General features: G+C 42.3%; 20 protein-coding genes. 13 read left to right on the top strand and 7 right to left on the bottom strand.

Translation table 11 applies throughout. The features are described from left to right. Positions 1–170 precede the first annotated feature (170 nt). Entirely contained in the window at positions 171–1481 is a 1311-nt protein-coding gene (locus BV375_RS04655) for a dihydrolipoamide acetyltransferase family protein (RefSeq protein ID WP_086757767.1), read from the top strand. A gap of 204 nt (positions 1482–1685) precedes the next feature. Beyond that, entirely contained in the window at positions 1686–2600 is a 915-nt protein-coding gene (glsA, locus tag BV375_RS04650) for a glutaminase A (protein WP_086757765.1), read from the top strand. A gap of 84 nt (positions 2601–2684) precedes the next feature. Here glsA and BV375_RS04645 read toward each other — a convergent pair whose 3' ends face one another. Beyond that, complete coding sequence (locus tag BV375_RS04645; protein ID WP_243713845.1) at positions 2685–4385, bottom strand: hypothetical protein; 1701 nt, start codon at positions 4383–4385, stop codon at positions 2685–2687. Between the two features lie 672 nt (positions 4386–5057). Between BV375_RS04645 and psaA the strand changes: the two genes are divergently transcribed. From psaA to BV375_RS04610, 7 genes are all read left to right on the top strand, one after another. Continuing rightward, positions 5058–7316: a photosystem I core protein PsaA gene (gene psaA / locus BV375_RS04640; protein ID WP_086757763.1), complete on the top strand. Its 2259-nt coding sequence runs from the start codon at positions 5058–5060 to the stop codon at positions 7314–7316. A gap of 161 nt (positions 7317–7477) precedes the next feature. Beyond that, complete coding sequence (gene psaB / locus BV375_RS04635) at positions 7478–9709, top strand: photosystem I core protein PsaB (protein WP_086757761.1); 2232 nt, start codon at positions 7478–7480, stop codon at positions 9707–9709. Positions 9710–9952: 243 nt separating this feature from the next. Beyond that, a complete protein-coding gene (locus BV375_RS04630) occupies positions 9953–10636 on the top strand; it encodes a hypothetical protein (protein WP_086757759.1) in 684 nt (227 codons plus the stop codon). A gap of 11 nt (positions 10637–10647) precedes the next feature. After that, positions 10648–11199 carry a hypothetical protein gene (locus BV375_RS38020; RefSeq protein ID WP_243713844.1) on the top strand — a complete coding sequence of 184 codons (552 nt, stop codon included), beginning with the start codon at positions 10648–10650 and terminating at the stop codon, positions 11197–11199. Then, positions 11193–11675: a hypothetical protein gene (locus BV375_RS04620; protein ID WP_086757757.1), complete on the top strand. Its 483-nt coding sequence runs from the start codon at positions 11193–11195 to the stop codon at positions 11673–11675. Before BV375_RS38020 ends, BV375_RS04620 begins: the two co-directional genes overlap by 7 nt. A gap of 199 nt (positions 11676–11874) precedes the next feature. After that, the gene (cynS, locus tag BV375_RS04615; RefSeq protein ID WP_086757755.1) at positions 11875–12315 is read left to right on the top strand and encodes a cyanase; all 441 of its coding nucleotides are present in this window, start codon (positions 11875–11877) and stop codon (positions 12313–12315) included. Between the two features lie 133 nt (positions 12316–12448). Continuing rightward, the gene (locus BV375_RS04610) at positions 12449–13354 is read left to right on the top strand and encodes a site-specific DNA-methyltransferase (RefSeq protein ID WP_086757753.1); all 906 of its coding nucleotides are present in this window, start codon (positions 12449–12451) and stop codon (positions 13352–13354) included. 174 nt (positions 13355–13528) lie between these two features. Here the strand turns inward: BV375_RS04610 and BV375_RS04605 are convergent, their stop codons facing one another. Further along, on the bottom strand, positions 13529–13723 hold the full coding sequence (locus BV375_RS04605; protein WP_015130880.1) for a hypothetical protein: 195 nt from the start codon (positions 13721–13723) through the stop codon (positions 13529–13531). 202 nt (positions 13724–13925) lie between these two features. Further along, on the bottom strand, positions 13926–14138 hold the full coding sequence (locus BV375_RS04600) for a helix-turn-helix transcriptional regulator (protein WP_086757749.1): 213 nt from the start codon (positions 14136–14138) through the stop codon (positions 13926–13928). Positions 14139–14693: 555 nt separating this feature from the next. Here BV375_RS04600 and BV375_RS04595 point away from each other — a divergent pair. Beyond that, positions 14694–15761, top strand: coding sequence for an SGNH/GDSL hydrolase family protein (locus tag BV375_RS04595; RefSeq protein ID WP_086757746.1), 1068 nt, complete (start codon positions 14694–14696; stop codon positions 15759–15761). A gap of 26 nt (positions 15762–15787) precedes the next feature. Beyond that, positions 15788–16150, top strand: a complete 363-nt coding sequence (locus tag BV375_RS04590) for a DUF4864 domain-containing protein (RefSeq protein ID WP_086757833.1) — start codon at positions 15788–15790, stop codon at positions 16148–16150. A gap of 101 nt (positions 16151–16251) precedes the next feature. Here BV375_RS04590 and larE read toward each other — a convergent pair whose 3' ends face one another. Together larE and hrmK are read right to left on the bottom strand one after the other, a co-directional pair. Further along, positions 16252–17079, bottom strand: coding sequence for an ATP-dependent sacrificial sulfur transferase LarE (gene larE, locus BV375_RS04585; RefSeq protein ID WP_208099054.1), 828 nt, complete (start codon positions 17077–17079; stop codon positions 16252–16254). A 215-nt stretch (positions 17080–17294) separates the two neighbouring features. Next, positions 17295–19094, bottom strand: a complete 1800-nt coding sequence (hrmK, locus tag BV375_RS04580; protein ID WP_086757741.1) for a hybrid histidine kinase/response regulator HrmK — start codon at positions 19092–19094, stop codon at positions 17295–17297. A gap of 183 nt (positions 19095–19277) precedes the next feature. On the opposite strand from hrmK, the gene BV375_RS04575 reads away from it, so the two are divergent. Further along, positions 19278–20144 carry a branched-chain amino acid ABC transporter permease gene (locus tag BV375_RS04575; RefSeq protein ID WP_086757739.1) on the top strand — a complete coding sequence of 289 codons (867 nt, stop codon included), beginning with the start codon at positions 19278–19280 and terminating at the stop codon, positions 20142–20144. 22 nt (positions 20145–20166) lie between these two features. Here the strand turns inward: BV375_RS04575 and BV375_RS04570 are convergent, their stop codons facing one another. Together BV375_RS04570 and lipA are read right to left on the bottom strand one after the other, a co-directional pair. Then, positions 20167–20304 (bottom strand): photosystem I protein PsaX, encoded by a 138-nt coding sequence (locus BV375_RS04570; protein ID WP_086688331.1) that lies wholly within the window; start codon positions 20302–20304, stop codon positions 20167–20169. A gap of 200 nt (positions 20305–20504) precedes the next feature. Next, positions 20505–21410: a lipoyl synthase gene (gene lipA, locus BV375_RS04565; RefSeq protein ID WP_086757737.1), complete on the bottom strand. Its 906-nt coding sequence runs from the start codon at positions 21408–21410 to the stop codon at positions 20505–20507. Positions 21411–21656: 246 nt separating this feature from the next. On the opposite strand from lipA, the gene BV375_RS04560 reads away from it, so the two are divergent. Continuing rightward, positions 21657–22292, top strand: coding sequence for a response regulator (locus tag BV375_RS04560; protein WP_086757736.1), 636 nt, complete (start codon positions 21657–21659; stop codon positions 22290–22292). Positions 22293–22681: the final 389 nt, after the last annotated feature.

The raw sequence follows: 22681 nt of genomic DNA, 5'->3' as shown, positions 1-22681 counted from the left end.
GATTTGTAATCGGCTATGGGGCATTGAGAAAACTCTTCCCCGATCCCTAGTTCACAATTTTTAGTTCCCCATAGTTAAAAATCTCGAACCTAAAATTCTCGTGCCAAGATACAATTCGATCTGGTAAAAGCTGTTAAAGTCCATAAATTCATTGATTCTGAAACCACCCTATGAGCATTTACGAAGTATTTATGCCGGCGCTGAGTTCCACCATGACCGAAGGCAAGATTGTTTCTTGGGTGAAGTCGCCAGGCGATAAAGTGGAAAAAGGCGAAACAGTGGTGGTTGTCGAGTCAGATAAGGCAGATATGGATGTGGAATCCTTTTATGAAGGATATCTGGCTCACATCTTAGTGCCAGCAGGTGAAAGTGCGGCTGTCGGAAATGCGATCGCTTTCATCGCTGAAACAGAAGCTGAAATCGAAACTGCTAAGTCTGCTGCCAATTCAGGTAGCGCTGCTGCGCCTGCTACCGCCTCTCCCGAACCCATTGCCGCAACTGTCTCAGCCGGAGTACCAGCTTTAGCATCTCAAAATGGCTCAAACCACCGAGAAGGCAGGCTCGTAGTTTCACCTCGTGCCCGCAAGTTGGCGAAAGAGTTAAAAGTTGATTTGAAAACGCTACAAGGCAGTGGCCCCTATGGTCGTATTGTTGCTGAAGATGTAGAAGCAGCAGCAAACCAAGGTAAGCCAGCCGCTACTGCACCAGTTGTACCGCCACCATCTGTACCAACAACCACTCCAGTTGCACCAGCACCTCGGACTCCCGTACCCGCGCCAGTACCCGTCCCCACTGCCACTGCTGTTCCCGGACAGGTAGTACCTTTAACTACCTTCCAAAATGCAGTAGTACGGAACATGGTAGCTACCTTATCTGTACCTGTCTTCCGTGTAGGTTACACAATTACCACTGATGGACTTGACAAGCTTTATAAACAGATTAAATCCAAGGGAGTGACAATGACAGCGCTACTGGCAAAAGCCGTAGCAGTAACGCTGCAAAAACACCCATTACTTAATGCCAGCTACTCAGACCAAGGAATTGTTTATCATTCTGATATCAACATTTCCGTAGCTGTAGCGATGGATGATGGCGGATTGATTACACCTGTATTAAAGAATGCAGACATAGTAGATATTTATTCTCTATCCCGCACTTGGAAGTCCTTAGTAGAACGTGCTAGAGCAAAACAACTGCAACCAGATGAATACAATAGTGGCACTTTTACCGTGTCTAACTTGGGGATGTTTGGCGTAGACACATTCGACGCGATTTTACCCACAGGACAGGGTTCGATTTTAGCGATCGGAGCCTCACGTCCACAAGTTGTAGCAACATCTGATGGTTTGTTTGGTGTGCGGCAACAAATGCAGGTGAATATCACTTCCGATCATCGCATTATTTACGGTGCTCATGCAGCAGCATTCTTGCAAGATTTAGCTAAGTTAATTGAAACAAATCCTCAATCTTTGACACTGTAACAAAGATTACTTAAAAAAAGAAAGTTACATTTAAGGCTTGGAGTTAGATCAACTCTAAGCCTTTCTATTTGATTAGAAAATATTTATAGCGTTTTGCTTTTCTAGAATACAAATCAAATCCGTGACACCCTAGGGTATTCTTGGCTTTGAGTGTTAATTCATCACTTTACTTTATCGAGAAATCTTGTAAGGGCTAGATCAATTTTGAAAGGACTTCAAGCAATCACCACTACGGATTTATCAGCTTGGGTACAACAAGCCAAACCCTATGCTGATCGCGGACGAGTTGCCGATCGCACTCCAAGATTAAATATGGCTAATCCTTATTGGTTTGGGGTTCACATCTGTTGTGCAACAGGACAAACTTACAGTACAGGTGATACGGCTTGTGTATTTCCACTGATGAGTGCGATCAAAGTATTCTCACTACTGTATCTGTTAGAAAATTTCACAGCAGAGACAGTTTTACAATGGGTAGGGGTTGAACCATCGGATGCACCATTTAATTCCCTAGATCAACTCATTGCCGATCGCGGATATCCCCGCAATCCGATGCTTAATAGTGGAGCAATTACCCTAGCCGATAAATTACCAGGAAGAAATGCCAGCGATCGCACTCAGCAGTTTTGTAATTGGTTGAACCAATTAGCAGGTTGTCAGCTAAAGTTGGATGAATTTATGCTAGCTTCAGTACGATTAACTCGTTCTCCTGCTAATAAAGCGATCGCTAATTATCTTGCCAAAACCCAGCATTTAGAAAATCTGGAAATATCTCTTGACACTTACGAGCAAATATGCTGTCTATCAGGGAAAGTGGAAGATTTAGCTCTGCTCGGAAAACTCTTAGCTTGCGAAAATCGCTTAGTATCATCAAAACACCGTCGGATTGTTAATGCTGTGATGTTAACTTGTGGCTTATATGAGGCGTCTGCCCAGTTTGCCGTCAGAATTGGTCTACCGATGAAATCAGGGATTGGTGGTGGGCTTTTAGCAATAGTACCAGATGAAGGAGCGATCGCTTGCTACAGCCCCGCCTTGGATACAGTGGGAAACCCAGTAGCGGGGCTAGCTTTTGTGGAAAATTTAGCACAAGAGCTAGAGTTAAGTATTTTTGGATGATCAGCGATCGCGCAGCTTTAGACGAACTGATAGATTTAATACCTCTGAGCTTTTCAACTTGCCCAAAAAAGTATAATTCCGAATTTATGGCGCTACTGGCGTAGGCAATAAATTCGGTGATACTGTCTCTGAAGAATTTGGTTGTTCTTCGGTATTTTCGACCTGTGGTTGAGGTACTTCGATGGCTGGAGGTGTTGGCGTAGTCTCTAGTGACGGCGCTGTTGGTTGCGGTGCTGGAGAGCCAATAACTTCTGGTAGCGTGGGCGGTAAACTGGGCGATGATTGAGGTGTGGGACGTGGACGACGCTGGAAATATCTGCTAAATCCGGTTTTTCCTGGCTGTTTTATCTGTAGCTGGGGTGATGGAGTGGCAGAAGGTACTGGCGTTACTTCTGGCTGTGGTTGAGGTAATACAGTAGCTTCAGGTGTTGGCGTTATTTCTAGTTGTGGCTTTGATGTTGTCTCTGGAGATACAGTTGATTCGGGTTGAGGCGTCTTGATAATTTCTGGTAACCTTGGTGACACGCTTGGAGATGGTGTAGCAGTGGAAGAGCGACGGCGCTGGAAATATCCGCCAGACTTTGGTTTTTCTGGTTTAGGAGAGACTGTTTCAGGTAACTCAGTAGCAGAAGGTGTTGGCGTTACCTGTAGCTGTGGTTCTGGCGATGGTACAGACCTTGGTAATGTTGACTTTGGTTCTTCTGGCTGCTTTAACTCAGCTGGCGGTGTTACGGGTACTTGTGGAATCTCAATTTCCGGTGTTGGCTGTGTTTGAGGTGTGGCTGTAGGGGTAGGTGTGGAAGCTGGTTCAGCAGGTGCTATCTTAGCCGTATAGTTCGGGTCTACAATACCACGCACCTCATCAGCTGTCAGTTCTCCTCTTACAATTCTCGAAAGTGTGTCTTTACCCTTGGGCTGATAATTAATCAGTCCAACCGTGGTGTTGAAAACATTTTTCACAGAATTACCCTGGTTATCCAGAAATTCCAGTTTTACCCAATTTTTACCAGGTTTGAAGCCTTTGAGGTAAATTGCTTGCCAGCGATCAAGAACGAAGCTTTCACCATTAATTGTGCAACGAATTCGCCAATCACTGATATTGTCGTTGGGGTTGTCTTGAGCGACGAGGTGGAGGGGCGCATTTGTTAAATAGAAGTCCAGTAATATTGGTTCTGCTCCGTAGTCACCTTTAGGACGGCTGTAGGTTAGCAGAGGTAGAGATGGATCTGGGTTATTATCTTCAGTTTTGGTAACAATGTGAAATGTTGTCTGAGCGTAAGCGCCTTCATTTTTGAAACTTTCATGCCAAGGACGAGAGGCAAAAACACGCAAGGTGTGAGTCCCTGGAGCTAAGTCTGAGAAAACCAAAGGCTGATCTAAGTCGTAAACAGCTATATATGGTTGGTTATCAAGAATTACGTGGAGATGAGGACCTAATTCTAGTTGCGCTTTCTTAAATATTGGTAGATCCTTAACCTGAAAGCGAACTGTAACTTTATTGTCTTGGAGGACTTCATCAGATTGAGGTGTAACTATCGAAACCTGTGGCTGATAACTCTCCAAAGCTGGGCGCAGTTCTTGGATCGTAGCTGGTGGAGAAACTTCCGAAAATTCTTTAGAAATCTGTTGTGGCTTGTCTGTATAACCAGCAGATATATCTTGGCTAACAGCTTTCTCGCCGCAGCTTGCCAAACTCAAGACTATTAACAATGTCATCAGCCATCTAAAAACAGCGAACCTCCTGGGGAGGAGATTCTCTAACACCGTCTTCTGCCAAGAGTTCATGCCTTCCACCCAGTGATAGTCTTAACAACTGCCAGATTATTGTGGCTCAAACTGTCCATAGGGAACTATAGCCCAAAAGATGAAATCTGCTTCACACTACATAATTTTTACTACGCTACGCGTGTCATTTGTTATCTGTTAATTGTCAGTTGTTCTTGAATATGGTTCAATGCGCCATCCCCTCGCGTAGCAGCATATAGATTTTTTGCCCCGCTACGACACGCTGCACGAATGCAACAGACCACTGACTACTGAAAAAACCTACTTACAAGAGAATAGGGATTTTTACTTTGTCTTTGGTGGAGTTTTTTGGACAGTTTTTTGCCAACAGTAATTTAAACACAATAGCCACAACTCCAACTGCCGAAATGCTGATTACACGGTTTCAAACCATAAGTTTTACGAATTGTGTTGCTTTGTAAATAAAATGAATAATCTATTGACTTTTTGCCCATTGCTTTGAAGTTCAAAGGCAGATTGGACAATTATTTCAGTGATTTTGAATTATTGTTAAATTCTCTCCAACAATGTACAAGTGAAGACTTTATAATTCAACAGAAACAAACTTCCACATCGGGTCTAAATCGCCCTCCAGAAAAATTCTGGAGAATGCGATAATGGTTAACTTTGTGGTTTCCTGATTCCTCATTCCTTATCTAGAGAGGAGGTCGAATGACGATTAGTCCTCCGGAGCGAGAGGAAAAAAAGGCAAGAGTGATAGTTGATAAAGATCCTGTACCTACCTCATTCGAGAGATGGGCAACCCCAGGACACTTCGACAGAACTTTAGCTAGAGGTCCCAAAACCACCACATGGATTTGGAACCTGCACGCCCTCGCCCACGATTTTGATACACATACCAGCGATTTAGAAGATATCTCCCGCAAGATATTTGCAGCACACTTCGGCCACTTAGCTGTAGTGACGATTTGGCTGAGCGGGATGATATTCCACGGCGCTAAGTTTTCTAACTACGAAGCTTGGCTGAGCGACCCTCTAAATGTTAAGCCTAGTGCTCAAGTCGTTTGGCCCATTGTGGGACAAGACATTTTAAATGGTGATGTTGGCGGTGGCTTCCACGGTATTCAAATCACCTCTGGCTTGTTCCACGTATGGCGTGGCTGGGGTATTACCAACTCATTCCAGCTCTACGTAACTGCTATTGGCGGCTTGGTATTAGCAGGCTTGTTCCTGTTTGCTGGTTGGTTCCATTACCACAAGCGCGCTCCCAAACTGGAATGGTTCCAGAATGTGGAATCGATGCTGAATCACCACCTGCAAGTATTGCTAGGTTGTGGTTCCTTGGGATGGGCTGGACACTTAATTCACGTGTCTGCACCTACCAACAAGCTGTTGGATGCAGGGGTAGCTGTAAAAGATATCCCCTTGCCCCACGAGTTCATCCTGAACAAAGACTTGTTGATCGACCTATTTCCTGGCTTTGCCAATGGTTTAGCACCTTTCTTCACCTTGAACTGGGGTCAGTATGCTGACTTCCTCACCTTCAAGGGCGGTCTGAACCCAGTTACAGGCAGCTTGTGGATGACAGATATTTCCCATCACCACTTGGCGATCGCTGTACTGTTCATTATTGCAGGTCACCAATACCGCACCAACTGGGGTATCGGTCACAGCATTAGAGAAATCCTCGAAAACCATAAAGGTCCTTTCACTGGCGAAGGTCACAAAGGTCTTTATGAAAACATGACCACATCTTGGCATGCGCAGTTAGGAACTAACCTTGCCTTCTTGGGTTCGCTGACGATTATCGTCGCGCACCACATGTACGCAATGCCTCCGTATCCATATCTGTCAACCGACTACGCTACTCAGTTGTGTATCTTCACCCACCACATGTGGATTGGAGCATTCCTGATTGTAGGCGGCGCGGCTCACGCTACCATCTTTATGGTGCGGGATTATGATCCGGTAGTGAACCAAAACAACGTGCTGGATCGGGTGCTTCGTCACAGAGATGCAATCATCTCTCACCTCAACTGGGTATGTATATTCCTAGGCTTCCATAGCTTCGGACTGTACATCCACAACGACACAATGCGTGCATTGGGTCGTCCCCAAGATATGTTCTCCGATACAGCAATTCAGTTGCAGCCAGTATTTGCTCAGTGGGTACAAAATATCCACGCTTTAGCTCCTGGTGCAACTGCCCCCAATGCCTTAGAACCTGTTAGCTATGTCTTTGGTGGTGGAATTCTGGCTGTAGGCGGTAAGGTAGCAGCTGCGCCCATTGCTTTGGGAACAGCAGACTTCCTGATCCACCACATTCATGCATTCCAAATTCACGTCACCGTTTTGATTCTGTTAAAAGGATTCTTGTTTGCCCGTAGCTCTCGTCTAATTCCAGACAAAGCTAATCTAGGCTTCCGCTTCCCCTGCGATGGTCCTGGTCGTGGCGGTACGTGTCAAGTGTCTGGTTGGGACCATGTATTCCTTGGTCTATTCTGGATGTACAACACCATATCCATCGCAATTTTCCACTTCAGCTGGAAGATGCAATCGGATGTCTGGGGAACTGTAGACTCAGCAGGTAATGTAACTCACATTACTGGTGGTAACTTTGCCCAAAGTGCCATCACAATCAACGGTTGGTTGCGTGACTTCTTGTGGGCGCAAGCTTCACAAGTAATCAACTCCTACGGAAGTGCGCTGTCTGCTTACGGACTCATGTTCTTGGGCGCTCACTTCGTATGGGCATTCAGCTTGATGTTCCTGTTCAGTGGTCGTGGCTACTGGCAAGAACTGATTGAGTCCATCGTTTGGGCGCATAATAAACTTAAGGTAGCACCAGCAATTCAGCCTCGCGCTTTGAGCATCACTCAAGGTCGGGCAGTAGGTGTAGCTCACTACCTCTTAGGAGGAATTGCTACCACCTGGGCATTCTTCCACGCACACATTCTTTCAGTAGGGTAGCAATCAGCTATATAGAGTGCTGAGGAGCCAGCCGCTTGGGCGGGTCTCCCGACTTGAGCGGACTGGCGTTGCTGAGTGCTGAGTAATCAGTGAAAACTCAAAACTCAGGACTCTAAAAGCTGAAACCTGATGGCTAAAGGTCAGAGGAATTATCAAAACCTATGGCAACGAAATTTCCAAAATTTAGCCAGGATCTCGCACAGGACCCGACTACGCGTCGGATATGGTATGCGATCGCTACAGGTAATGATTTTGAAAGCCATGATGGCATTACCGAAGAAAATCTTTACCAAAAGATTTTCGCCACTCACTTCGGTCACCTGGCAATCATCTTCCTGTGGGCATCCAGCCTCCTGTTCCACGTAGCCTGGCAAGGTAACTTTGAACAGTGGATTAAAGATCCCATTCACATCCGTCCAATCGCTCATGCAATTTGGGACCCCCACTTTGGTAAACCAGCGATTGAGGCTTTTACCCAAGCTGGCGCTAGCAATCCTGTAAACATTGCTTACTCTGGTGTTTACCACTGGTGGTATACCATCGGTATGCGGACAAACAGCGAACTCTACACCGGTTCCGTTTTCCTCCTACTGTTAGCAGCATTGTTTCTGTTTGCTGGCTGGTTGCACTTGCAACCCAAGTTCCGTCCTAGCCTCTCTTGGTTTAAGAGTGCTGAACCCCGCCTGAACCACCACTTGGCAGGTTTGTTTGGCGTCAGCTCTTTGGCTTGGGCCGGTCACTTGATCCACGTTGCTATCCCTGAAGCTCGCGGGCAGCATGTAGGTTGGGACAACTTCCTAACTACCGCACCCCACCCAGCAGGCTTAACACCATTCTTTACAGGTAACTGGGGTGTTTACGCCCAAAACCCTGATACAGCAGGTCATGTATTTAGCACATCTCAAGGTGCAGGTACTGCAATCCTGACTTTCTTGGGTGGCTTCCATCCCCAAACAGAATCCCTGTGGTTGACTGATATTGCTCACCACCACTTGGCGATCGCTGTTATCTTCATCATTGCCGGACACATGTACCGGACTAACTTTGGAATTGGTCACAGCATCAAAGAAATGCTGAACTCCAAGTCTGGTTTAGTACCCGGTAGCAAGAGCGAAGGTCAGTTCAACCTGCCTCACCAAGGGTTGTACGACACCTATAACAACTCTCTGCACTTCCAGTTAGGATTTCACCTAGCTGCATTGGGAACAGTTACCTCCCTAGTGGCGCAGCATATGTACGCCATGCCTCCTTACGCATTTATTGCTAAGGACTATACAACGCAGGCAGCGCTATATACTCACCACCAATACATTGCTGTATTCCTGTTGGTAGGTGCTTTCGCCCACGGCGCAATATTCTGGGTTCGTGACTACGACCCCGAACAAAACAAAGGTAACGTACTCGACCGTGTGCTCAAGCACAAAGAAGCGATTATTTCCCACCTCAGCTGGGTATCTCTCTTCTTAGGCTTCCACACCCTAGGTTTGTACGTACACAACGACGTAGTAGTTGCTTTCGGTACTCCTGAAAAGCAAATCCTAATTGAGCCAGTATTTGCTCAATTTATCCAAGCTTCACATGGTAAGGTACTGTACGGCTTAAACACCCTACTGTCTAACTCTGATAGCGTTGCTTATACAGCCTATCCCAACTACGCTAACGTTTGGTTACCTGGTTGGTTAGATGCCATTAACTCTGGCACTAACTCCTTGTTCTTAACAATTGGCCCTGGCGACTTCTTGGTACACCATGCGATCGCCTTAGGTCTGCACACCACCACCTTAATTCTCGTTAAGGGTGCTTTGGATGCCCGTGGTTCCAAGCTGATGCCCGATAAAAAGGACTTCGGTTATGCTTTCCCTTGCGACGGTCCTGGTCGTGGCGGTACTTGCGATATCTCCGCTTGGGATTCCTTCTATCTAGCTCTGTTCTGGGCGTTAAACACAGTAGGTTGGTTAACCTTCTACTGGCACTGGAAACATCTGGGTATTTGGCAAGGTAACGTTGCTCAGTTCAACGAAAACTCCACATACCTCATGGGCTGGTTCCGTGACTACCTCTGGGCTAACTCTGCTCAGTTGATTAACGGATACAACCCCTACGGCGTGAATAACTTGTCTGTTTGGGCTTGGATGTTCCTGTTCGGACACCTAGTTTGGGCAACAGGCTTCATGTTCCTTATCTCTTGGAGAGGTTACTGGCAAGAGTTGATTGAAACCCTTGTCTGGGCACACGAGCGCACTCCTCTAGCTAACCTAGTTCGCTGGAAAGATAAGCCCGTTGCTCTCTCCATCGTTCAAGGTCGTTTGGTTGGTCTAGCTCACTTTACTGTTGGCTACGTCTTCACCTACGCAGCATTCCTAATTGCCTCCACCGCTGGTAAGTTCGGTTGATCCGGCTAGTAGTGTTCTAGGTAATTAATCAAAATCCCCCGCCGCAACGTGGGGGATTTCTTATAGGATTAGCATTGTTGGCTTGTGAATAATCCGAGATAAAATTGCAGTGATAGACCAAAATAAAGTTTTGTTAACTCAAAAACTGTCATTTATTGATTAATCTCACAAAATTTTATTGGGGTTCAACTTATCTTTCGATTACATGAGACTTTTATGTCTTTTTAGGGCAGTAGGAATAATATGGCAGAACTGGAAATTCCAGAAAAATATAAACCTGGGTTTGAACAACTTGTCAACATTGATCGCACAACTGTAAATGAATTAATAAATGCTTTAAGCCAAGCACCACCATCGCTACTGGTTGAAGAGTTAGCATCCGCAGTAGCTTCGCAGGTAAAGGCTTTAACCGTAGAAGAAGTAGAAGATTTGATAGAAACATTGATTTCCCTTTACAATCTTCGAGACTATTTTGATGCACCGATAAATAAAATCGTAGAAAAAATTAGTCAGGCTGTTCAGGATGATGAGGAACTTCCAAACCTTACTGAAGAACAAAAACACAAATTTGAGCAAAGATTAACTACTTTTTTAGAGTTTGACGGTGTACTTAGTGTTACGTCTAAAGCAATCAATGTAATGCGTGATCATGAACGGTTGTTCACACGTTCTCGTGTTTTAACAGATATGCGCCCTGTTTTTGAACCAGATATAGAGAAAGGCCCAGCAGGAGTCGCAATAGTTCATATGCTAAAAATTGAATATGCTGATTTAAATGGTACACATGAGTTTTTTGTAGCTTTAGATTCAATAGATATAGGACAACTAAGTGAACAATTAGATAGAGCAGAAAGAAAAGCAAAAGCTATTGAGTTGATGCTCGAAAGAACAAGTATTCCATATTTGAATTACAAAAACATAGAGTAGAGGTTATAAAAATGGTAGTAGCTGAAAAATTTGCTCCTTGGCTTCCAAAAGAGCAAGAAAATTTAAAGCAATCTGAGTTCCTTTATTTACCAAGATTTAGTAAGAAAAGCAAAATCAATTTCAATGCTGGCTCTGACTGGAATTGTTTAGACGATAAAAGAAAAGTACGTAATGAAAATAACAATGATAATTTAATTTTTTTTAGAAGCACTAAAACTCTCAAACATGAACAAACTGCTCGTTCTCAACATCGTTCTCTATCGAGACAAATAGATATAGAAGCCACCTTTACAGCACTTGTTAATCAATGGCTAGAGGAAACGCGTGGTATGTCATCTATTAATCAAATGTCAATGCACCCTGCGTATCAACAAATTATTGGCATGGGGGAAGTAGTAATCCCACTACTTTTAAGAGAACTTGAGAGGAAATCTGGACACTGGTTCTGGGCATTGAAATCTATTACTAGAGAAGATCCTGTACCTCCAGAGTATAGGGGAAAAGTCAACAAGATGATTAAAGCTTGGCTTGATTGGGGTAGGGATAGGGGCTATCGGTGGTAAGTAATAATGCTTGGATTAAGTCTGATGTGGTTCCTTGGATAGAATCGAATTATCCAAATCTAGTAATATATGGCTACAAAATTACAAGTCAAGACACAATAGATTATAATTGCGTAGCCTGGGCAGCAGAAGATGATGAAACCTGGTGGTGGCCAGATGCTCAAAATCAACACTACTGGCCACCAGATATTCCCAGAGAAGAGACTTTAGAGGCTTTTCAAGAAGCATATCAAAAACTTAATTATGAAATCTGTGAAAGTGATGCCTTAGAAGAGGGCTTTCAAAAAGTAGCTATATACAGCAATTCCAACAAGATACCAACCCATGTTGCTAGGCAATTACCTGATGGTAAATGGACAAGTAAGTTAGGCCAATATGAAGATATAGAGCATAACAATTTACAAGGTTTAATAGGCAATCCTGGCTATGGTGAGGTAGCCTGTATTATGAAAAAACTAATTACCAGGGTTCTATGAATAAAAATTTCCTTTTTCGTTTAGTAAGTAGTTTTTTATATTTTGTTTGTATTAGTTAGAGCTAATAAGCTTCAGCAATTGAATAGATTAATGATTCAAACTTTCCAACTGACATAATCTCGACCAAAAAGCGATCGCCTGTTCCAGATAATAATGATAGAATTTCTTCTTACAAATTAAGTTCTTAAAAAATTACCAGATGTCTATTCCCAAAATTACGCAAACGCTATTAACAGCCAAAAAAGACAAAGGTCTAAGCTTTGCGGATTTAGAAAAAATTCTCAGACGCGATGAAGTCTGGATTGCTGCTGTATTCTATCGTCAAGCCAGTGCTTCTGAGGATGAGGCGAAGTTGCTGGTGGAAGCATTGGATTTAGAACCTATCTATATTAAAGAGTTGACCGAATACCCTGTAAAAGGATTAGGCCCAGTTGTGCCAACTGATCCACTGATTTATCGTTTCTACGAGATTATGCAGGTGTATGGTTTTCCCATTAAAGATGTAATTCAGGAAAAGTTTGGTGATGGGATTATGAGTGCGATTGACTTTACCCTGGATGTGGAAAAAGAAGAAGACCCAAAAGGCGAGCGAGTGAAAATTATTATGTCTGGGAAATTTTTACCTTACAAAAAATGGTAAGATTCCATTTTTGGATAGGATGACTTTATTTCTATCCTCATACCAAGAAATACTATTTTCTTGAACTTAATACTTTTAAATTTAAAAAAGTTATAAATATAAAAACGCGATAAATTTATAATATTAACTAGTCTTGACAGCCAAAATAAATAAAACACAGGCATTTATTAACTTTAACCCTTATTATACTCAAAATAACGGAGCAGTATATCTAGGTGATAGTATAGAACTGCTCAAATTCATTGCTGATAACAGTATTAATTTAATTCTAACTTCGCCACCATTTGCTCTTACACGCAAAAAAGAATATGGTAACGAAAGCGCTGAAAAATATATAGAATGGTTTCTACCTTTTGCATACGAATTCAAAAGGGTTCTGGCTGAAAATGGCTCATTTATTTTAGATTTAGGTGGTGCTTATCTCCCCGGTAATCCTGTGCGGAGCATCTACCAATACGAACTTTTGGTGCGGTTGTGCAAAGAAGTTGGCTTTTTTCTCGCGCAAGAATTCTACCACTATAATCCGGCAAGATTACCTACTCCTGCTGAGTGGGTAACAATCAGAAGAATACGTGTAAAAGATTCAGTAAATGTCGTTTGGTGGTTATCTAAAACCCCAAATCCTAAAGCAGACAATAGAAAGGTATTAAAACCTTATAGCCAGAGTATGAAGCAATTACTCAAAAATGGCTATAAAGCAAAAATACGTCCTAGTGGACATGATATTTCTGATAAATTTCAAAAAGATAACCAAGGTGCAATTCCACCAAACTTACTAGAAATGGCTAATACTGAATCAAATAGTCTATATTTACGACGCTGTAAAGCAGCAGGAATTAAATCCCATCCAGCACGTTTTCCTCAAGCTTTCGCGGAGTTCTTTATTAAATTTTTGACTGATGAAGGTGATCTAGTGTTAGATCCATTTGCAGGATCTAACACAACTGGGTTTGTTGCTGAGATTTTGCAACGTCAATGGATTGCTTTTGAAATCAATGAGGATTATGTTATGGGAAGCCGTTACCGTTTTAGCCAATAATCAGCCAACTGTGACAATTTTTAGATTTGAATTTAGAGTTTTTCACCTCAACAAATGTTACTTTCTTTGAGGTATAAATCTCTAATTCAAATTTTTATAACTAACAAATCATAACTTTTGGAATAGTTAAAATGTTCGCTTTGGACTTTTAATTCTTAGTTCCAAAAAGCAGATTTATATTTCACCGTTAACCTGCATTTTATGAACTTCGTCTGCTAGCTCTTGACGACTTTGATCGTCGAGTTTATCAATTGCTAACATCCCCATAAGTATAACCTCTTTCAGAGTTAAACGTGTCGAATGTGCCTGTTTTTGCACAATCTCTTTAATAATGGGACTGACACCGATCGCAGTACTAGCTCTAGCCACAAAATAACAAGTAAATATTAATGACTTCGCCTAAATCTTAGCATTTATAACGGAGTTCTTCTATATAACTATAGTAATCAATTTAAATTAATATAATGCAGATTTTACAATCTAAGCATTATTAGCAATGTTTGCAAAATCTTAGTAGCAGAAAAATATTTAAATTTCCTATTCCTCTGGTTATAATATTCAAAAAAGTTAACTATTCCTCTAGAATTTCAACTAAGTCTTCAATCATCACATCAAATGTTCGAGCCAATTTGTGGATAGCCGTAAAATCCACAGTTGTCATCCCAGAACGGCGAGCATAACTTCTCACTGTACTGTAAATCACCCCAGAGCGATCGGAAACTTCTTTCAAAGTCCATCCTTTCTCTTGTGCGAGTTCTCGAATCTTTAATCTGATTAATCCCATATTTGACACATGATGCGTTAGCATCGTTGAATTTTATATGAGAAAATAAAAATAGATAGCCTCTTGCTCTAGCAAAATCAAGGCAATCAGTAAAATTCCCTAAATTACAGAGCTTAAAGTTAATTAGATATTTACCATGCTAACAACATTAAAGCTAACAGCCTCCTTGATGATAAAATCAAAAATTATTTTCCAATCATTAACAGTAGAATTACATAAAATTTTAGTGTAATAGCATACAAATGAAATTGTGGTTTTTGAGTTTGTTGTAGAGCCAAGCGAGCGCTACAACACCTAACTTTCAAAAGGGAAAGCGGTAGGGTCAGTAAAATCTATGTATGTATTGAAAGTATTCCCACAGAGAGAATGGGCTAGATATCCGTAAAAATTCGGTTTAAAGAGATTGTAAATTGTCAAACTGAACCCCGTGAACCTGCTTTACAGACATAGACAGAGTAAATCAAAATAAGAACTTATACCGAAGTAAAATTTTCCTGAATTTAGCCAGTTACCACTGTCATAAGAGAAAGCAATGAGTATAGGAGAGAAAAAACGATGAGGGACCCTTATCTGTTGGCAGCAAGCTTGTTAACAGGATTGGCAATACCAGCATCAGCTCTTCCACAGATGTCGATTATTCTGCCAGAAAATTCTAGATTCCATTGGGATTTAAAACAGGGTTCGCAACTAACAATAGGTGAGAAAACTATCCCCAGTGTTGACATCTCCTTACCAGAATTTTACAGCCAAGCTTTGCAAACTTTAGAAAGTTCGCCGCCCAGAGTAGGTGAGAAAATCATCCCCAACTTTGGTGTTGCTTTACCAGAATTCACCAACCAGGTTTTGCTAACGCCAGTAGAGCCATCACTCAATCCTACGTCCCTAAGCGCTAACCGTACGCTAGCTTCAAATAGTCAGCTTTACTACCAAAGATTAGCAGCTTTAAAAACAGGCCAAATTAATAAACGCTTGGATGAAGATAGCTTGCAATCAGTGTCGGAGTCAGCTAAGAAACGTCAACTAACTTATGACGATTGGAAACGTTTATTAGCTTTGGAAGCCAAAGCGATCGCTCAAAGCAAAGGCGCAAATCGTCTGGGCATTTTAGTAGGTGATTCTTTGAGCATGTGGTTTCCAAAAGAAAAACTGCCTGCTGGTAAATTATGGTTAAATCAGGGAATCTCTGGAGATACATCCAGTGGTGTGTTAAAAAGATTGGCTGCATTTTCAGAAACGCGGCCAGATGTAATCTATGTTATGGCTGGAATCAACGACATCCGTAAAGGTGCCAGTGATGAAGTAATTTTGCGCAATCATCGCCGAATTATGCGCAGCTTACGGCAGGCTCACCCAAATGCTCAGATAATTATTCAATCAATTTTACCTGCTCGCCTGCCAACAATTTCTAACCAGCGCATTCGTCATCTCAATACACAACTTGCACTGATTGCCAAACAAGAAAAAGTTACTTATATAAATATTTATAGGTGGTTTACAGACTTTGAAGGCAATTTACGCCCAGAGTTAACCACAGATGGGTTACATCTGTCGCCAGATGGTTATGACGTTTGGCGAGCAGCACTAGAGCAGATAGAATTAAGAGTAACTCAGCGCAATAATTGAGCGATCGCGATCGCAATTTTAGATTTATGAAAATCACTGATAGCGATTCCGTCGCCATACGTTATGTTATTGAACGTCAATTAGAAGCATTTCAAAAGGATGATACCGCAGGTGCTTTCGCCTTTGCCAGTCCAGAGATCCAAGCCCAATTCCGCAATCCAGAAAACTTTATACAAATGGTGCGACTTGGTTATCCAGCTGTGTATCGTCCTCGCTCTGTATTCTTTGATAAAATAACAACCATTCACGGAAAGATAACTCAACTAGTACTGCTACTTGGGCCTGATGGAGTTCCTGTAAGGGCATTGTATTTAATGCAAAAGCAGTCTGATACCACCTGGAAGATTAACGGGTGCGTTCTGATTCCTGTGGAAGCTGAAATTAAATAGTAGGATAAGGCAGATGGCAGGAAAGTAGACTTTTACGATCTTTTCAACTAGATAATTATTCCGCATCTGCTGTACTAGTTGATGAATTCGCCAACAAAATCTTATGCTTTAACGCCTGAGGCTTGTGGCTGTAACACCTGATTCAACTTGCCACTACGATAACCTTCCAGATCTAATGTTACGTAGATAAACCCAAACTCTTGAAAAGCAGACACTACTTGCTGTAAATCCGTCGTCAACACAAACTCTTTGATTTGTTCTAGCGGCAGTTCAATACGTGCTGTATCTCCTTCTGAACGCACGCGTAAATTCTTCAAACCCAGCTTTCGCAGGTAAATTTCTGCCCTACCAACTCGTTGTAACTTAGTTACAGTAATCTCTTCACCATAGGGAAAACGGGAACTGAGACAAGGTTGAGCAGGTTTATCCCACCAAGGTAAACTCAGTTGTTGTGAAAGTTGGCGGACTTCCAATTTAGTAACACCGACTTCCGCTAAAGGCGATCGCGCACCTCTTTCTTTGGCTGCTTGAATTCCTGGGCGATAATCGTGTAGATCATCGGCATTCACTCCATCCACCACATAGGGATAACCCAAATTCCTAGCTAAAGGTTTGAGAGTATCATGCAATTCACTTTTACAAAAATAACAGCGGTTGACAGGGTTAGAGGTGTAATTAGGATTGTCCATTTCGTTTGTCTGGACAATTTTATGCTTAATCCCAATAGTTGCCGCTTGAATTTTTGCATCTTCCAACTCTTCCGGCAATAGCGACGGCGAAACAGCAGTCACAGCCAAAGCGCGATCGCCCAAAACATCATAAGCAATCTTGGCAACCAAAGTACTATCAACACCGCCAGAATAGGCTATTAGTGCCTGCTCCATTTCTGCAAATAAAGCTTTTAGTTGCTCAAGTTTTTCTGTCAGCATCATTTTTAGAGTCCTGCCGAAATCTTATAGCACCCAACAAATTCTATTTTAGTCAGGTGTCAATAGTTATTGCTCAAAACTCAGGGGGCAACAGCATTAGCCAACAGATGCTGGAATGACTAGCTTAAATATATATATTTCTCAATTTTAAATTTTTTGGAAAGTCTAAGCAGCGGTTTCCTGCTTTTAGACTTTCAAGAGGAAATTTGAATTGCCTATAATGGTTTGCTGTATTTTGCCACCAGACTGGCTAATAAGGGTAAATCAATAGGTTTAGAAATATAGTCATTTACTCCAGCCGCTAGACAAGTTTCGCGATCGCCTTTCATTGCCATTGCTGTTTGGGCAATTACCGGAGTCATGCGGTATTGCTGATTTTCTCTCAACTGCCGTACTAAGTTTAGACCGTTATCATCCGGTAGGTTCACATCCATTAAAACCACTGCTGGATGTATATTTTCCAAAGCTTCCCACATCTCGGCAGCATTCTTTGCCCAAGTTACCTGATAGCCCAATTTTTCTAGATAAATTTGCATCAACTTGGCGTTGTTTAAGTCATTTTCCACCAGCAAAATTTCTACAAAAGAGCTAGGAGCGTTAGGCAAAGGCAGTGAGGAAGATGAGTCAACAACTTCACCCTCAATTCCTTCTAATTCCCCAACGGGATTTAGGGGCAGTATGATGGTAAAACGCGAGCCGCAATCAACCTCAGATTCAACTTCCACACAACCACCGTGAACTTCTGCGAGTTTGCGAGTCACAACTAAACCTAAACCAGTACCTTCGTTACGACTAACTGTGGAGTTGGCAATTTGGAAGTATGGTTGAAATAGTTGAGTCTGGTCTGCTTTAGATATACCAGTGCCAGTATCCCAAACTGTAAAATGCACAAAACTACCTTTAGCAACAACCTGTAAACCAACAGTTCCTGTAGTCGTAAACTTGAGAGCGTTGAAAAGTAAATTCAACAGCATTTGTTTAAGACGTAAGGAGTCAGCTACTAGAGTTGTCACATCTGTATCTAGATTTAAGAGTAGTTTTAAACCCTTATTGGCAGCTTTTTCTTTCACTAATGCCAAAACATTACGACATAGTGCTGGTACGTCCACTATTTCCCACTGCACTTCCAGCTGATTTGCTTCAATTTTAGAGAGATCCAAAATATCATTTATGAGCGCTAGCAGGTGCTTGCCACTGGACTGAATAATATTTAAATACTCTTGATGACGTTCTTTAGTTGGATCGTAGCCTTGAGCTAAAAGCAGGTGGGTGAAACCGATGATGGAACTCAGCGGTGTGCGGATCTCGTGACTGGTATTTGCCAAAAACTGGTTTTTAAGTTGATTGGTACGCTCCAGTTCCCGATTAGAACTCCCCAAGTATTGGGTCTTTTGTTGCCAAGATTGTATTTGTCTGAGCTGTGCCAACACTACATTGCAGTACTTAACGGCCCGTGCAACTAGTTGCGATCCCAATTGAGCTTTTAATGCTGGAAATGAATCGCAATCCGATCTAATCGGTATCCTAGCAATAATTAGCCAAGCTATTATGCCACCATAATCGTCGCTCAATTGCCAAGCGCTGGGCGTTTCTTGATTCTCAAGGTGCTGCAAATCTTCGAGTTCTATTGGCTCATTCAATCTCAAGTGCAGCTTTCTGCCTTTCTTGGAGATTGCTTCTAGGTGTAGAAGTTGTGAACGCCGAGATGGGGATGGAGAAAGATAACAAACTTTACCAGTTATTTCTTGTGGTTGGAACAGAGCGATCGCCACCTGAGTGCTATTTAAAGCATGGTTGAGATCGTTGACCAAAATTTGAAAAATATCTGCTTCTGTGCTTCTTTGCTGTGGCAAAGTAGTACAAGCAGAAAGCAGGCAATCATTAAGATGGCTTTGCAACTGGTTCAAGCTGCTCTCCAGCCACAACTCGGCCCGAAGTTGCTGGATTGTGGTCAAAAGTGTTTGAGTTGCATCTATCTGTGAGTTCTGTTCTGGTAAGCTTGAATACTGCTGCATGGTCAACTAGACCGCTGAACAAGTTTAGCTTCGCACAAGAGTGCGAACAGGATCTTATGTATATTAGCGCACATTTGTTTTCTATTTATAAAGCATAACCTATAGTGTCGAATGTGACGAAGATCCCACAATCTAATGTACGAAATCACTAAGCTCGAAATTTCTTAAGACCAACTTAAGACTATGGATATACAACTTGCTCAATTAATTATCAATGGGATTGCTGTAGGGAGTATTATTGCTCTAGCCGCAGTCGGACTTACTCTTACCTATGGAATTTTACGGTTGTCAAATTTTGCCCACGGTGACTTTCTAACTTTGGGGGCCTACCTGACGCTGCTAGTGAATACCACTGGTATAAATATTTGGTTGTCGATGATACTAGCTGCGGCGGGAACAGTAGCTACGATGCTGTTATCAGAAAAGTTGCTGTGGTCAAGAATGCGGAATCTCCGTGCTACTTCCACTACGTTGATTATTATTTCCATCGGACTCGCCTTATTCTTACGCAATGGCATTATCCTCATTTGGGGTGGTAAGAACCAAAATTACAGTGTCCCTGTTACTCCAGCTTTAGACATCTGGGGCTTAAAGGTGCCGCAAAATCAATTGTTGGTATTGGGTTTAGCAGTACTGGCAATTTTGGCGCTGCATTACCTTTTGCAAAACACTAAAATTGGCAAGGCGATGCGAGCGGTAGCTGACGATCTGGACTTAGCTAGGGTTTCTGGTATTAATGTCGATCAAGTGATTCTCTGGACTTGGCTAATTGCTGGCACACTTACTTCCTTAGGGGGAAGTATGTACGGGTTAATTACTGCTGTGCGTCCGAATATGGGGTGGTTTTTGATTTTGCCCCTATTCGCCTCAGTGATTTTGGGTGGAATTGGTAATCCTTATGGTGCGATCGCCGCAGCTTTTATTATTGGCATAGCTCAAGAAGTCAGCACCCCTTGGCTGGGATCTCAATATAAACAAGGTGTAGCGCTGTTAATTATGATTTTGGTGCTGCTCATTCGCCCCAAAGGTTTATTCAAAGGCACGATTTGAGCAGCACCGCTTAACTTCTAAGTTATTCGATGATATGGAAGTAATAGGCCGCAACTACGAAGTTGATTGCTAACAAAAACAATGCCCAACCAGTACGGAAGGGGTATGGAGGTTTAGCACCACTGTTAGCAACCGGGGAATTAGCAGTTTTATCAGCCATTAGTCTGTTCTCCTAAATTTCAGGACTTTTTAAGACATACCAAACAGGTGTACCGATTACCCAAATTCTTTAAAAATATTTGTGTAGTGGTGGCGATTGGGGCATTGAGCATGGGGAAGAGATGGGAGACTCGGGGCCCCCTCTGGGGATTGGGGGAAGAACTCCCCACACTCCCTTGTCCTCCTTGTCCCTCTGTTCACTCAAGCCTCTTCACCTGCATGGTAGGAACTACGAACCAGAGGTCCAGAACGGACGTGGCTGAATCCCATTTTCCATGCTACGCTGCCGAGTTGATCAAATTCCTCTGGAGTCCAGTATTTTTGGACTGGCAGATGTTCTAAAGAAGGTCGCATATATTGACCAATAGTTAGGCGATCGCATCCAACGGCTCTTAAATCTGCCATTGTTGCGATGACTTCATCGCTGGTTTCTCCATGTCCTAGCATCAAACCTGATTTTGTAAGCATGGAGGAATCTATGTCTTTGACGATTGAAAGCACATGCAACGAGCGATCGTACTTCGCTCCCCGGCGCACTGGTCCAGTTAAGCGTCGCACCGTCTCAATATTGTGGTTAAAACAGGCTGGCTTCGCCCTGACAATCATTGCTATTCGTTGGCGTTGACCTTCTTCCCCAGCCCCCACACCACCCCAAAAATCTGGTGTCAGCACTTCAATTTGAGTTTCCGGATTTAACCGACGGATAGTCTCCATCGTTTGGACAAAATGGCTGGCTCCTTGATCATCTAAGTCATCACGGGCGACAGAAGTCAGCACCACATAACGTAATCCCAACAGTTGCACTGCTTCTGCCACCTTTTGTGGTTCTTCTAGGTCAACAGGCATTGGTGCATGACCTTTATCTACTTGACAAAATGCACAAGAGCGTGTGCAGGTAGGACCCATTAATAAAAAAGTTGCAGTTTTTTGGGCATAGCATTCCCCGCGGTTAGGGCAGCGTCCTTCTTCGCAAATTGTATGAATTTGGCGCTGCTTGATAATGCGTTGTACGGTAGAGATTTCACTGGCTTTGCCGATTGAGCGACGTAACCAGCTAGGCATTGCCATAATTTCTGACTTGAGTTGGGCTTGTTGTGACGAAGTCATAGACATCAAAGGTAATGTAAGGCAAGTTTCCTATGCTCTAGAGCAAGGTTAAAGCCTTAAATATCACCATGACATAAATTGAAAAGAACACAAGCAAAAGTTTCTTAAAATACATCTAGCAACATCACTTATACCGAAATATACTCTCCCCCAATCAAGAGAAATTTTGGATATAGTGGGATAATTCTCAAGGTTCAACGGCAAAACTGCCATCTACACCTATAGTTTCTCTTAGAGTAATCAGTCGTGGCAAGTAACAAGATTCTAGTTATTGATGACACCACAGTTGTCAGGGTAAAAGTACGAGAAATGTTGCCTCCTGGCAATTTCGAGGTTATAGAAGCAAAAGACGGCTTGGAAGGACTCAATTTCATCCTTCAGGAAAAATTTAGCTTGATCATGTTGGATTTTTTATTACCCAAAATGAGTGGTTGGGAAGTTTTTCAGCAAATTCAAGCCCAGCCAGAGTTAAGGAAGATTCCCTTAGTGATGATGTCTGGTCGTAAGGAAGAGGTGACGGAGAAAATTCCAGAACCTTTTGAATATTTTGAATTTCTTGGGAAGCCATTTGACCAGAAGCAATTAATTAGTGCAATTAAATCAGCAATGGCAAAATCCAAACAGGTACGCCCAGAACCAGTTTTAGTTGGAGCAGGTGTTGCTGTTAACAATGGTCCAGTCTCAACTTCTAATTACGGTAATGGCACAGTCACCACTTCTGGTAGTGTCAATAGTGCAGTTCAATCCTCTGTTGTTGAGTCCGCTTCTGCTACGGAAATTGAGCTCCTCAATGAAAAAATTGTCAAAATGCAAGTAGAAATTGATGGTTTAAAGAAACAGCTAGCTCAAGTTGTGACATTTATTAAACAGAAAATTAAGTAGCGTTGGCGCTAAATATGAACTTGAACACCCTGATTACTTGACTCAATAACCAATACGCGATCGCATCTGGTTAAAAATTCCTAGTGCTAGTAGAGTAATAAATTTTGCTTAATCTCGCAAGTGGATGAAGTTTATATCAATACTTATGGTCGAGCGAACTGCAAAAGATTAGTAATCTCAACTGCTATGTTAAGCAAAGCAGCTATAGACATAATAGACCTGCCAAAGTTTCTTTTAATAAGAATAAAGGCAGGCTTTTTTATTTAGTTATTTAGAAATCGATTACAGAGCGATCGCGCTTGCTATTTTTCTAATTAACCTATCTTACACTAAGTTAATTATTTTAATTTATTGCTAAATCCAACATTAAAGTATACATAACAAACAAA

It is taken from the genome of Nostoc sp. 106C (assembly GCF_002154725.1).
Lineage (GTDB): Bacteria > Cyanobacteriota > Cyanobacteriia > Cyanobacteriales > Nostocaceae > Aulosira.
The sequence above is the reverse complement of the archived record's forward strand: the minus strand, read 5'-3'. Positions and strand labels throughout refer to the sequence as shown.